The 13,851-nt window shown below is 37.3% G+C and carries 13 protein-coding genes; 3 read left to right on the top strand and 10 right to left on the bottom strand.

The annotated features are described in order from the left end of the window. Positions 1-79 precede the first annotated feature (79 nt). From hutI to MUA40_RS02600, 3 genes are read right to left on the bottom strand one after another with little or no spacing between them, the layout of a single operon-like run. A complete protein-coding gene (gene hutI / locus MUA40_RS02610) occupies positions 80-1,318 on the bottom strand; it encodes an imidazolonepropionase (RefSeq protein ID WP_262569840.1) in 1,239 nt (412 codons plus the stop codon). Then, the gene (hutU, locus tag MUA40_RS02605) at positions 1,318-2,982 is read right to left on the bottom strand and encodes a urocanate hydratase (protein ID WP_126496111.1); all 1,665 of its coding nucleotides are present in this window, start codon (positions 2,980-2,982) and stop codon (positions 1,318-1,320) included. Before hutU ends, hutI begins: the two co-directional genes overlap by 1 nt. 18 nt (positions 2,983-3,000) lie before the next feature. After that, positions 3,001-4,311 (bottom strand): YjiH family protein, encoded by a 1,311-nt coding sequence (locus tag MUA40_RS02600; protein ID WP_167732763.1) that lies wholly within the window; start codon positions 4,309-4,311, stop codon positions 3,001-3,003. Positions 4,312-4,498: 187 nt separating this feature from the next. On the opposite strand from MUA40_RS02600, the gene MUA40_RS02595 reads away from it, so the two are divergent. Next, positions 4,499-5,371 carry a LysR family transcriptional regulator gene (locus MUA40_RS02595; protein WP_016426265.1) on the top strand — a complete coding sequence of 291 codons (873 nt, stop codon included), beginning with the start codon at positions 4,499-4,501 and terminating at the stop codon, positions 5,369-5,371. A gap of 73 nt (positions 5,372-5,444) precedes the next feature. On the opposite strand, the gene hutG is transcribed toward MUA40_RS02595, so the two are convergent. Then, positions 5,445-6,383 carry a formimidoylglutamase gene (gene hutG / locus MUA40_RS02590; protein ID WP_167732761.1) on the bottom strand — a complete coding sequence of 313 codons (939 nt, stop codon included), beginning with the start codon at positions 6,381-6,383 and terminating at the stop codon, positions 5,445-5,447. Positions 6,384-6,908: 525 nt separating this feature from the next. Between hutG and sdpC the strand changes: the two genes are divergently transcribed. After that, complete coding sequence (gene sdpC, locus MUA40_RS12060; RefSeq protein ID WP_016426262.1) at positions 6,909-8,081, top strand: peptidoglycan release complex CPBP-like subunit SdpC; 1,173 nt, start codon at positions 6,909-6,911, stop codon at positions 8,079-8,081. A gap of 35 nt (positions 8,082-8,116) precedes the next feature. Here sdpC and MUA40_RS02580 read toward each other — a convergent pair whose 3' ends face one another. Further along, positions 8,117-8,818, bottom strand: a complete 702-nt coding sequence (locus MUA40_RS02580; RefSeq protein ID WP_016426261.1) for a ribose 5-phosphate isomerase A — start codon at positions 8,816-8,818, stop codon at positions 8,117-8,119. 121 nt (positions 8,819-8,939) lie between these two features. Between MUA40_RS02580 and MUA40_RS02575 the strand changes: the two genes are divergently transcribed. Further along, positions 8,940-9,590 carry an MOSC domain-containing protein gene (locus MUA40_RS02575; RefSeq protein WP_126496108.1) on the top strand — a complete coding sequence of 217 codons (651 nt, stop codon included), beginning with the start codon at positions 8,940-8,942 and terminating at the stop codon, positions 9,588-9,590. 78 nt (positions 9,591-9,668) lie between these two features. Here the strand turns inward: MUA40_RS02575 and MUA40_RS02570 are convergent, their stop codons facing one another. The 5 genes from MUA40_RS02570 to MUA40_RS02550 all read right to left on the bottom strand — a co-directional run bounded on the left by MUA40_RS02570 (position 9,669) and on the right by MUA40_RS02550 (position 13,847). Further along, on the bottom strand, positions 9,669-9,878 hold the full coding sequence (locus MUA40_RS02570) for a helix-turn-helix transcriptional regulator (RefSeq protein ID WP_016426259.1): 210 nt from the start codon (positions 9,876-9,878) through the stop codon (positions 9,669-9,671). A 245-nt stretch (positions 9,879-10,123) separates the two neighbouring features. Then, positions 10,124-11,146 (bottom strand): aldose epimerase family protein, encoded by a 1,023-nt coding sequence (locus MUA40_RS02565; protein WP_016426258.1) that lies wholly within the window; start codon positions 11,144-11,146, stop codon positions 10,124-10,126. Between the two features lie 35 nt (positions 11,147-11,181). Further along, positions 11,182-11,514 carry a YnfA family protein gene (locus MUA40_RS02560; protein ID WP_016426257.1) on the bottom strand — a complete coding sequence of 111 codons (333 nt, stop codon included), beginning with the start codon at positions 11,512-11,514 and terminating at the stop codon, positions 11,182-11,184. A 190-nt stretch (positions 11,515-11,704) separates the two neighbouring features. Then, positions 11,705-12,955, bottom strand: a complete 1,251-nt coding sequence (locus MUA40_RS02555; protein ID WP_016426256.1) for an ABC transporter permease — start codon at positions 12,953-12,955, stop codon at positions 11,705-11,707. Next, positions 12,948-13,847 carry an ABC transporter ATP-binding protein gene (locus tag MUA40_RS02550; RefSeq protein ID WP_126496106.1) on the bottom strand — a complete coding sequence of 300 codons (900 nt, stop codon included), beginning with the start codon at positions 13,845-13,847 and terminating at the stop codon, positions 12,948-12,950. The genes MUA40_RS02555 and MUA40_RS02550 overlap by 8 nt, the downstream gene beginning before the upstream one ends. Positions 13,848-13,851 lie beyond the last annotated feature (4 nt).

Genomic DNA, 13,851 nt, shown 5'->3' with positions numbered 1-13,851 from the left:
TAAGCAATCGCGTTCATGAAGTCAAGACTATCAGAGATTTTATGTCCCGAACGCTTACGATAAATGATGAAACTGAAGCTTATAATAATCCCAAATGACGGTCTACAATGACACGTCCTTTTTGAATGACTTTTTCTACATGATTTACTCCATAGTGATAAGGAATATATTCATGATTAGGTGCATGCCAAATCACAATATTCGCTTGATCACCAGGATTAATGGTACCTGCATCGACATCGATTGCCTTAGCTGCATTCACAGTAACTGCATTCCATATTTCATTTGGTGATAATTTTAGTTTTAAAGCTGCAATCGCCATAACCATTTGCAAGTTATTTGTTACACAACTTCCTGGGTTGTAATCCGTAGCAATGGCAATCGCGCCATTATAGTCTAACATGCCTCTTGCATCAGCGTAGCTTTCTTTACCTAAATAAAATGTTGTTCCTGGTAAGAGTACCGCGACTGTATTCGATTGACTTAACTTCGCTTTATCTTCTTCACTTGAAGCAACAAGATGATCTGCAGAAATTGCGCCTTCATCTATGGCAAGGCCTAACCCCCCTAATGGGTCGATTTCATCTGCGTGAATTTTAACTTTAAAACCTTGTGCCTTAGCCGCTTCCATATAACGTTGAGATTCTTCAATCGTGAAAACGCCTGTTTCACAGAATATATCTGCAAAATCTGCCAATCCTTTCACTTCGGGTAATAAATCAATCATTACTTGTAAAAAGGCTGCGTTAGACGTCGCTTCTTTAGGTACAGCATGTGGTCCTAAAAAAGTATGTCGCATCGCTAAACCATATTTTTCTGCCAATCGATTAGATATTCTTAACTGTTTTAATTCATTTTCTTTATCAAGACCGTAACCACTTTTACTTTCAACCGCTAACACACCATGATGCACCATCGTTAATAATGCGTGTTCTGCTTTGGCAAAAAGCTCATCTTCCGTTGCTTGACGTGTCGCTTCAACGGTAGATAAAATACCGCCTCCTGATTCTAAAATTTCTAAATATGACTTACCTTGTCTTTTGAGTGCCATTTCATGTTCACGTGACCCACCATGAATAAGATGGGTATGTGCATCCACTAAGGCAGGTGAAACGACACGATTTGAGGCATCAATCACATCTTTAGCTTCATAATCTTCTGTGTACGGCCCTGAATAAACAATTTTCCCATCATCAACGACAACAGTTCCATTTTGAATGACCGTTAATTCATCCAATTCTTTTCCTTTTAAAGGTTGATCGACAGATTTAGGCAAAATCAATTCTTTTATATTTTGAATGATTAAATCATATGCCATTAAGCTTCATCCTCCTTTTTCATCATTGGAATATCGATTCCTTTTCTTTGTGCTGTTTCAATTGCAATATCATAGCCTGCATCTACATGTCTTACTACACCCATACCCGGATCTGTAGTCAATACACGTTTTAATCTTCTTTCTGCACGTTCACTTCCATCTGCAACAACGACCATACCTGCATGTAATGAATAACCCATGCCAACGCCGCCACCATGATGCACAGAAATCCATGAACCACCTGCTGCAGTATTGACAAGTGCATTTAAAATTGCCCAGTCACCGACAGCATCCGAACCGTCTTTCATTGACTCTGTTTCTCTATTTGGCGAGGCAACTGAGCCCGAATCTAAATGGTCACGTCCAATAACAATTGGTGCTGAAATTTCACCTTTACGCACAAGATCATTTAATGCCAGTCCCATTTTCGCACGTTCGCCGTAACCTAACCATGCAATTCTTGATGGTAAACCTTGAAAAGCAATTTTCTCAGTTGCCATATCTAACCAGCGCATGAGTTTTTCATCTTCAGGGAAAAGCTCGCGCATCAATTGGTCTGCACGCTCAATATCTTTAGGGTCACCAGACAAGGCTGCAAAACGGAAAGGCCCTTTTCCTTCACAGAAGAGCGGTCGAATATAAGCTGGGACAAAGCCAGGAAAGTCGAATGCATTTTCAAGCCCTTGGTCATAGGCAACTTGACGAATATTATTGCCATAATCAAAAGCGACCGCACCTTTTTCTTGAAATGCCAACATGGCTTCCACATGTTTTTTCATTGACTGTTGTGATTTTTGTACATAAGTTTCAGGATCACTTTCTCTCAACTGTTCCGCTTCTTCTAAAGAATAGCCTTCTGGAATATAGCCATTCAACGGGTCATGGGCTGACGTTTGATCCGTAATAATATCAATTTTAAAGTTTCGTTTTAATATTTCATGATGAACTTCAGCTGCATTTCCAACAAGCCCTATAGCTAAAGCTTCACCATTTTGTTTGGCTTTTTCAGCTTTTTCGAGCGCTTCATCTAAAGAATCAGTAATGATATCACAATATTTTGTATCAATCCGTTTATGAATACGTGAAGGGTCAACGTCTACGCCAATCACAACCCCTTCGTTCATCGTAACAGCAAGTGGTTGTGCACCACCCATGCCCCCTAATCCAGCTGTTAATGTAATTGTTCCTTTTAATGAGCCATTAAAATGCTGCTTGGCTAATTCTGCAAATGTTTCGTATGTCCCTTGAACAATCCCTTGTGAGCCGATATATATCCAACTTCCCGCAGTCATTTGGCCATACATCATTAAGCCTTTGCGATCCAATTCATGGAAGTGATCCCAATTGGCCCATTTCGGTACGAGTACAGAATTTGAAATTAAAACGCGCGGTGCTTCTTCATGTGTTTTAAAAACTGCAACGGGTTTACCTGATTGAACGAGCATCGTCTCATCTTTTTCTAATCGTCTTAACGTTTTAACTATTGCATCAAAACTTTCCCAGTTTCTTGCTGCTTTTCCGATGCCCCCGTATACAACGAGTTTGTCAGGGTGTTCTGCAACTTCTGGATCTAAATTATTATAGAGCATGCGTAAGACAGCCTCTTGTTCCCAACCTTTACATTCGATTTCCAATCCTTTTTTCGCTTTAACTTCTCTAGCCATAATGCATCTCTCCTTTGATTAAAATAGAACTAAACTTAATGGAATCGTGATTAACAATGTGAGTGTGACACGGATAAACCATATACACACAAGTTGCCAAATTGGCACTTTAATTTCTGTCGCTAAAATACACGGCACTAACGCTGAAAAGAAAATAATAGCGGATACACTCGTAATCCCTACAACAAATTTCACTTGTAAAGTGGCATTAACGACAAGTAATGAAGGTAAAAACATTTCGATAATTGAGATTGCAGATGCTTTTGCCAGTAAAGCTTGATCTGCAATAGGAAATAGATATACAAATGGATAAAAAATGTAACTTAAAATATCAATGACAGGTGTGAAATTAGCGAGCAATAAACCAACAAAACCAATCGATAAAATTGAAGGCAAAATCGCGATCGTCATTTCTAATCCATCTTTAAAATTCAGCCATACATTTTTTACAAGAGGAAGTGCTTCGTGTGATTGCTTTTTAACTTCCATCCATGCACTTTTCCAACGGCTCCCTTCAACAACGACTTCTTGATAGCCTTCTTGATTGTTGTAATACGCTGTAGAAGCTTTCGAAATCGGTGGTAAATGTGCCGAAATTGCTGTAACGACAAAAGTAATTACTAAGCAACTCCAAAAATAAAGATTCCAATGCGGAATCAGATCGAGCGTACGGGCCACAATTATCATAAAAGTAGCAGAAACGGTAGAGAATCCTGTCGCTATAATTAAAGCTTCTTTATAGTTGTATACCCCTTTTTTATACACACGATTTGTAATTAATAGCCCAAGTGAATAACTGCCTACAAAGGACGCGACTGCATCTATAGCTGATTGACCGGGCGTCTTAAATAGTGGCCTCATAATCGGTTGCATTAAAATGCCAATAAATTCTAACAAGCCATAGCCAACTAATAGCGATAATGCAATTGCACCGACAGGTATTAAGACACTGAGCGGCAACATGAGTTTTTCAAATAAAAATGGTCCATAGTCTTTTTGAAACAATAAGGCTGGACCTATTTTAAAGACATACATCACACCGATGACTGCACCTAAAACTTTAAACAATACAATGACAAAGTCAGTCACTGATTTTTTGTATTCTTTCCTCATAATAGGAAGCAATGCCCCGATTATAATCATTAACAATGCGATATACGGCATCCATTGATGCAGTCCCGATCGAATCGCAAGGTGAACATGGTCGACAATTATCGTTTTTTCACCATGCCATTGAATTGGAACAAAAAAGCAAACGACACCAATCAAGCTATAGACCCAAAAGCGCCACATCTGTTTGCCTTTTAGCACTTGTTTTTGTTCTCCCATTACAGTTCCCCCTTTAAAATCGTGATGTTATTCTCTTTGTTTCATTCAAATCATCTCCAATTGTGATATGCGAGTGCCAATGTTTTTTCAATTCTTACTATTCTCATTGTAATATGGTAAGCTATCAATAACTAATATAAATAAACTAATTATCTATAACCACAAACTATAAATAAGAGGGAACGATATGAAGATTGTACAATTGGAATATTTTATTGAAGTTGTAAACCAAAATAGTTTTACTAAAGCCGCACATATTTTACACATTAGCCAGCCTTCACTGACTGCGACAATTAAAAAAATGGAGAACGACTTAGGTTATCCATTGTTAAAAAGGACAACGAAATCGATCTCCATTACTGAAAAAGGGATTCAGTTTTATAATGAGGCCATTGAACTCGTCAAACACTATCATCAAACGATAGAGAAAATGTATGATTTAAAAATGAGCCAAACCCCTAAAATTAAAATGGCCATCATTGAATCAGCTGCACGTTGGGTTGCCAATGTGATACGCCAGCATCAAACGATACATCCCGAGCAACATTACCAAATCACAGAAATATTAGATCCACACGTACTGACACAAAAATTAATTAACTTTGATATCCATATCGGATTATCCAATGATGAGATACGACATGATGACATTATTTCTTTGCCACTTTACAAGGAAGACTATGTCGTGCTCGCGCCTAAAGACGCATTTACACCTCAAAAATCCATTTCAATTAAAAAATTACCATTAATTGTGCCCAATAAGAAATATCAAGTTCGTAAACATATTGATGATTATTTTACACGTCTTGAAGAGCGAGCTAATATTATTATGGAAGTCGACCGCTTTGAAGCAGCGACCAATTTTGTACATCAAGGCATGGGTTATGCGGTAATACCACGTATGTACTACCAGTCTTACTCTACACATGATTTACGCGCAATTCGAATTCGCCCAAGTATTGAACGAACGATATATTTAAATTACTTAAAAAAACGCCAATACAGTCCACATATATTAGATCTTGTGCAATCTTGTCGTCAATACTGGGATATGGGATAACACGAATATCATCGGTTACACATGCATCGTTTAGCTCACATCATTTTCTCATCATGCAACCTACATTGTCATTTTATGAAGCGGAACAATGAATAAAATGTGATAATAAATGTGCAACGAGTTTAGCTGTGCGTTGATCAACATCATACTTTGGATTGGTTTCCGCAATACTCACTGATGTCACTTTAGGCGATTCTAAAATACGTCTCGCTAAATCTAATACCGTATAAGGTGTCAATCCAAGCACTGCAGCAGCACTCACACCGGGTGCAAAGGCACTATCAACGACATCCATGCAAATCGTAAACAAAATCACATCATGTGCATTAATAAAGTGATCAATTTTATCCTTCACGGGTGGCCCGATTTGACCGACAAGCTCCTCAGCTAAAACGTACGCTGTATCCGTCTCTTCTGCGTAATCAAACAACGCTTGTGTATTTGCAGGGCGTTGGATACCTAAAACAAAATAATCTAAGTTTTCGTCCTCAGTTAACATTTGTCTAAAGCTTGTACCAGAAGTTGAGTGCGCCTCATAGCGGTTATCAAAATGTGCATCAATGTTAATGACACCTATAGATTGATCAGGATAGGCTGCACGGACACCTAAATACTGTGCATATGCGATGTCATGGCCGCCTCCCAATAAAAATGTTCTTTGATGCTGTTGGAGTAATTGGTGTACATAACGCCCGAACTTTTGTTGTGAAGCGAATAATGTATCAGCGGAATGGGTCCAATTGCCATAATCCACTATGTTTAATGACGTCGATGCAGGCAATCCTGCAAATGCACGTTTAATCGCATCAGGTCCATCTTTAGCACCGACACGACCTTGGTTCAGCCGGACACCTTCATCAATGGCATAACCGAATAAAGCAACATCTGCTTGTTGTTGTGCAACCTCTTCAATATGAGCTAACTGGATGGTTTGAAATTGACGAAATGCGCGCTGATCCGTTTCACTATCTAAGCGACCTGTCCACAATTCTTGATTTGGCTTTTGATACATAAGAACCCCCTCTTTCGTACGAGACTTCAATAAGGTTGTCCCATCTCAGCAAAAATTGAAATAGCATGCTTGGTGACAAGCACATATTCGTGTTAAGTAGCGACTACGCTTGAATCGTTTGACCTGCTGTAATAGATGAGACACCCCTACGTCATAATTTTCTACAATTCTATGCTACTATTTTTACCCTTGAAAATACAAAGAAAACGTTAACAAATGGGAAGCGTCATAAATCAATGAAGATATTCCTTTTGATATTTGAGTCGGTAAAGACACGATTGAACGTATCATGTGAGGTTTATATTACACGATAAAATCTGTAACAATTTTCTTAACTTATATTACAATTCAATGATATTTGACTGTTAATAATTTATTTCTTTACAATATATGTTTATAATGAACGTTAGATTCTATGACTTGATCGTCGTCCTTTCTTGCGTTGTAATTCATTGCAGCATATGTTGATGGGACACCCTCATGCATACGAACCTCATTAGCTACGTTTAATATGGAGGATTTTTTATGAATCGAACGCGTATTTCAGGCTTCCAATGGGCAATGACCATCTTTGTGTTTTTTATTTTTGCATATGCAAGCCCCTTGATTTTACAAGACTTCCAGAAAGCATCTGGTTTCAAGCCGTTTGTATTTGCATTAAATAGCTTAGGTCCATTTATTGCCGCGGTATTATGTATCATTATATTTAAAAATAAAAAAGAACAACTTGGTGGATTAAAGTTAGGGATTAATTTAAAAGTTATTGAAAGAATTTTATTAGCACTGACTTTACCTTTAATTATTTTTATCATCGGTATGTATAGTTTTAATACATATGCGGATAGTTTTATCTTATTACAGTCTAAAGACTTGTCTGAGACGATCTGGACTATTTTAATCGGCCATCTTCTTATGGCATTCTTTATCGAGTTTGGTTTTCGTTCTTATCTATTAAATATTGTCGAAGCAAAATTGCCACACTTCTTTGCGAACATCGTTGTCAGTGTCCTTTATTTAGTATGGGATGTGAACACTGCATTTGGATCAACCTATACTTTATTCAGTGCACTCTACGTTTTCTCATTCTCAATGATAGCAGGCGAACTTGTTAGAGGGACAGGCGGGCGTTCAATTTATATCGCTACGCTATTCCATGCAGCCATGTCCTTTGCTAGAGTCTTTTTCTTTAGTGAAGAAATTGGAGATGTTTTCTCTATGAAAGTCCTTGCTTATTCTACAGCAAGTGTTGCAGCTGTCGTTGTCGTATTAGGTCTCATCATGCGTCTCTTTACACCACGTCATAAAGGCGAAGATGACGATACACCATTGATGTTCGATACATCTCAAGAGGAAGAAGATAATCCACTTGAAGAACATTATGAAACAGAAACAGCAGCGGAACCAAAGCCAACAACAAAAAGTTCTGATGCGCCAAATACAAGCGTGCAACCAGAACAACAAAATGACGCAAATGTTGACGAAGAATTAACGTCTAAAGAACAAATCAAAGATGAAGAAAAACAAACGAACGAAACAAATCAATCTATTCAAGAGCGTGAGGCGACATCATCGGATACAGCCGATGAAGAAAAAGTAAATATTGAAAATACGGATAATGAGGTTCAATCATCTGCAGAAACAACGACAGATGAAAACGACGTGACAAAAACGTCAAAACATGAGGACAAAACAGATTGATATTATAAATAAAAAGTAGCCGGTCAACGACCGCGCTACTTTTTTATTTGTTCGGAGTGATGAATCACTTTTAAGCCTTCATCTGTTCCAACGATGGCTTCTTCAACAGTGTCTAAGAAATAGCCTGTTTCTAATATGCCAACAAGGTGAATTAAGTATTCATGAAATACATACGGATCAATGCTTTGATTTAGCGTACAATCTAAAATATAGTTCCCATTATCTGTAATAAAGGGAATATCACCAATCATTCGTCGTATCACTTTAACGTCAAATGCTTGTTCAATGGTACGAATCAACTGACGCCAGTTGAAAGCATCCACTTCAACAGGGAGCTTAAACGTTTGTCCTAAATAATCAACTAACTTTGTTTGATCCGCAATAACGATAAATCGTTCCGCAAAAGTATCGATGACCTTTTCTCGAAACAGCGCCCCACCGCCGCCTTTAATTAAGTTCAAGTTCGGATCAATTTCATCTGCACCATCTATCGCGATATCGATATGCGTCACATCATTCACATCAACAATTGGAATATCTAATGACTTCGCTTGTAGTGCTGTACGTTCTGAAGTACATACGCCTTTAATTTGATACCCCTTTTCATGGATGAGTTGCGCAATTTTCGGAACGAGTAATTCGATTGTACTTCCTGTTCCAATGCCCACCGTCATGCCATCTTCAATACGACTTGTCGCTTCATCTAGTGTCATTTGTTTTAGTTGCTTAATGCCCATTGTCGCACTCCTTTTTTATGACTTATGTATCTGTCTTTATTGTACAATATTCATCTGAAAAAGCCATGACGAATCAACCGAATTACGTTAAAATAAACCTTAAATATGAGGAGGAAGCAAAATGAAATATCAAATCCATGCCATCTCAACGGGAAAAATAGAATCTTTACAATATCGAAACGATCGACCTATGAAAAGTGCACTTAACAAAAAGCCTATTCAAGATAAGGTATGGCTATCTCAAACAGGTTTAATCACAGACGAACAAGAATATAAAGACCATGGCGGACCTGATAAAGCACTCTGTTTATACAGTTATTCTCATTATGATATGTGGAAAGAGGTTATTCAGCCCTTACCTGATTATGCTTTATTTGGCGAAAATCTTACTGTACATCATGTAGATGAGACGACATTATTTTTTGGTGATCAATACCAACTTGGAGAAGCACGTATCGAAGTCTCTGAAATACGTGAACCTTGTTGGAAAATCCAAAGTAAATATGGTTATCCTCACCTTGTTAAAGATATGACGTCTTCTGGAAAAACAGGCTGTTACTTCCGCGTCTTACAAGAAGGCTATGTTTCTCCAAATGATGACTTGCAACTTATAAAAAGTGCGCCTGAAGCAACAAGACTTTCTGTTCAAGAACTCAATGATATTTATTATAACGATAGAAGAAATAAAGACCGCCTCGCATATGCGATTCAAAATCCATTTCTTACACAAAAGCGCAGACAAAAACTTGAAAAAATGCTTGCACGCCTCTAGCTTTATGGATGCAAAAAAAGCAGGCTGACATTTGTCACCCTACTATGTATCGACTTTAATTGGCATTGAAACAGGAAACTAGGTATTGAAGTCTTTGGCTTCAAAGATAAAGACCTGTTCAACAGGCTCATTGAAAATACGCGCAATCTTTACCGCTGTCAAAATAGAGGGCATAAAATCATTGCGCTCTATTAATGACACGGTTTGACGAGAGATACCCGCCTTTTCGGCTAATTGTGTCTGATTATAGCCGTCTCTTGCACGTAATTCTTTCAAACGATTGCGCATCGCATCATCTCCTCAAATAAAAGTAAAAGTTGGGATGAAACTATAAATTTGATATAAGATGCATTTTACACCTTTAACAAGGCAGAAATAAAGATAAAAGCAAACTGCTACCAATGCCTTTTTATTTTCCACATACAAATGGTCTTTTGTACGATTCTTAAACAGAAATAGGAGGCGGAAAACTTCATATCCTCTCTTCCAACATCCTTAAACCTACCCCACACTTACCTGAATTCACAATGCATTTAACAATTGGATAATCTTTGGATTTGAAATGCCGTTTTAGAATAAAAAGGTGTATTGGCTTTCAAAATCGAATAGGCCTTAGGACCTAATAACTGTATATCATTCGGTAAGCTTTGCGTTTCGACTGTAATACCTGAATGAGGCTTAAAAATATTCATATGGCTTTTCCAATTTTCAGAGTCATTTAGCGTATAAAGCACAACTTGAGGCGCATCTGTTGAGACATGCAAAGCAAGGTCATCATTTGAAATCGATAGTTGACCCTCCGCCACTTCAAAAGGATGATCTAAACCTCTCTTCGCATTCACTTGTTGCTGGATGCTCTCCTTTGTAGTATTAAAAAGTTGTGCTAACTGAATCTGATTCGAACCCATTTCTTCGACGAGATCAATCGGAGTTAGCCTAGGCATGCCTGTTTCATCTAAAGGATACATTGCTAATCGATCACTTGCAATCACATGGTTATCCACCACATTGCTATCTCGATTTAAATTAAAATACACATGATTCATTGGATTAAATAGTGTATCTGCATCTGATTGTGCTTCATACTCAATTGTCCATGTTTCCGATGTATCATACGTAAAAGTCACTTTTACATCTATATTTCCCGGGTAATGATCTTCTTCTTGTCGCATTTGTGTGGTAAAGACAACTTGCACCTTTTCTGAAAGATCCTCTTTAATGATTTGATAATCAAACAGCCGATCTGACAGACCATGATGTCCACCATGTAAATGATGTGGCGAATCATTTTGTTCAAGAGTATAGGTTTTGCCTTCCAATTCAAATTGACCGTTTGCTATGCGACCGCCGACTCTTCCAACTGTTGCACCAAAATAAAAAGGATGATGAGGATAAAATTCATCAGCTTCAACTTCGTTCCCTAAAACAATATTATTGTCACCAATTCTCCAGCTAACAATACGTGCACCGTAATTCATGAATACAATTTTACTTTTGTTATTTTCTATTTTGATGAGTTCAATACCATTAGATTGTTGTTCAATATTAATAAACATTTTTACACTGTACTCCTTTACACTGCTCCCAAAGTTTATCCCCTAGTTGGCAATACCATTATGAGCACCCCTATGATACAAATGGCACCACCAATCAAATCAAACTTGTCCGGCGGTTCTTTATCAATCCAATATGACCATAAAAGGCTCATAACGATAAAGACACCCCCATACGCTGCATATACACGTCCAAAAGTTGGAAAGGTTTGAAATGTCGCAATCACACCATATAAAATGAGTACGACACCACCGATGAATCCAAACATGAATGGTCGCTCTGCGCGTAGCCATAGCCATATGAGATAACCGCCACCGATTTCACATAATCCTGCTATGATAAAAATCACTGTGGAATACACAAAACTCACATCTTCACCTCATATATTTTACTCTATTCTAACAGTATACTACAAAATATAAATGATAAGACAATCACGCTTACATAAAGTAAAAATGACTTGCGGCCATCACCGATAAAAAGGTAACTGAATTCCTAAAACAGTAGTGTCTGTTTACGAAACCCGTTACCTTAATTTTATTCATCATTTTGACGTCTTTTTAAGATTGGTTTTGGCGTTGAAAAGCGCGTTTTAAAACATTGACCCATCCTTTTTCAAACGATAAAACCGAATTTTTATATGTTTTTGCAGCAATAATAAATAACACAATAATCAGCACAATGTGAATGATTACTGCAATAATACCTTCTATCGTTGAGACATTGGATAAGGATAAGCGAGAGAATGTCACAAACGGTGAGAAGAACGGTACATAACTCGTAATTTTGATAAATAAATTGTCTGGATTAAGCGCACCAAAATAACCTGAGTAAAATGCACCCATTATTAATAAAGTCATTGGCATTAATGATTGTGCCATATCTTCTATTCTAGACGTTAAGTTACCTAAAATAGCAGCTAAGATAACATAACTAAAGATGCCAAGAATCAAGAAAATCAATCCGAAAATAATTAAGCGAACGATATGAGGTGTAAATTCTACAGATATCGAGTCAAATGTATGTTTTAAATCAAATATAAAATAACAAGCGACGACAGTGATAAAGAGTGCTAAAACTTGAGTGAATGCCACAGCTAATACAGCTAAAATCTTGGCTAAGATATGATGCACAGGACTGACACTCGTAATAATCATTTCGGAAACACGCGATGTTTTTTCTGTCGCTACTTCCATCGCTATTTGTTGTGCATAGTTAATTGTAATAAAAAACATTAGAAATGTTCCTGCCATTACAATTGCTTTACTAAAACCTTCTTCTTCAGAACTTAAATTTTGATCTGCTTGACCTTCTTTTTGAACAATTTGGCTTTTAACATTACTATGTGCTTGTAACTTTTGTAAATCTTGTCCTTGAAGTCCAAGATCTTGTGCAACCTTTTGCACTTGTAGTTGAGTCAAAACAGATTGTAATGTCGATTTATCTTTATCTGAAGGTGTATCGTGGCTTAAAATAGTTCCATTGAGTTCATGTGTCTTCGTTTCATTAATAATGAAAGCTTGATCAATATCTTCCTTTTTTAATTTCTGCTTTGCTTGTTTTTCTGATACATGTTCAAACTTCGTGTCTTCATTAACAATCGAATATTGCTTTTTGACTTGTTGATACAAATTTTTATCCTGCGTTACGATTGCAATACGGTCTTCTCCACCGTCAAACAGTTTAATGATTTTATCCACATTCGCTAAACCGATGATGAGTAAAATCATGATGACCGTCGTCGTGATAAAAGATCTAGATCTCAACTTCTTTTGGTATGTGATTTGGAAAGTCGCTAAAAATTTATGCATTTTTGTCACCTACCTTCTCTATAAAGATTTCATTAATCGTTGGTTCCATTAGTTGAAAACGTTTCGCATAACCTTTTTGTTGAACGATTTGAAATATTGCTTCTGCCACAGTTTCACTTTCAATTGTAAAATGTTTTTCTGAGCGATGGGTTTCATAATGTAAAACACCCGGAAGTTGCGCCGCTTCTGATAAGTCATAAGGCGCATCGACGACAAGACGTTGATAGCCTGCTTGATGTTTCACTTGTTGAATGTCCCCTTGTACAACCATCTGTCCACGATTTAATATGCATATATCATCGCAGAGCTCTTCGACATGTTCCATACGATGTGAGCTAAAGATAATCGTCGTCCCTTTGGCGTTAAGACCTTTTACAGCATCTTTTAACAACTCTACATTAACTGGGTCTAACCCACTAAATGGCTCATCCAAAATCAATAGTGACGGTTCATGAATCATACTTGCAAGCAATTGTACTTTCTGTTGGTTTCCTTTAGATAGCGCTTCTATTTTTTTATGACGGTTTTCTGTAATTTGAAAGCGCGCTAACCAGTAATCTAAAGCTTTTTTAATATCCGCATTTTTCATCCCTTTTAAAGTCGCTAAATATTTGAGTTCTTCTGTTACAGTCAATTTAGGATGTAATCCTCTTTCTTCTGGTAAATAGCCAATTATGTCATACATCGTCTTATCTATCTTTTTACCTTCGTATGTAATTTTGCCTTCAGTCGGTTCAGATAATCCCAAAATCATACGAAATGTCGTCGTCTTACCCGCACCATTTCGGCCTAAAAAGCCCAACATTTTACCTTTTTGAAGTTCAAACGAAATATCATCTACTGCCACAAATTGTTTGAACTTTTTCGTGACCTGCTCTACTTTTAACGTCATTGAT

It is taken from the genome of Staphylococcus schleiferi, from assembly GCF_025558325.1.
GTDB classification, from domain to species: domain Bacteria; phylum Bacillota; class Bacilli; order Staphylococcales; family Staphylococcaceae; genus Staphylococcus; species Staphylococcus schleiferi.
The sequence above is the reverse complement of the archived record's forward strand: the minus strand, read 5'-3'. Positions and strand labels throughout refer to the sequence as shown.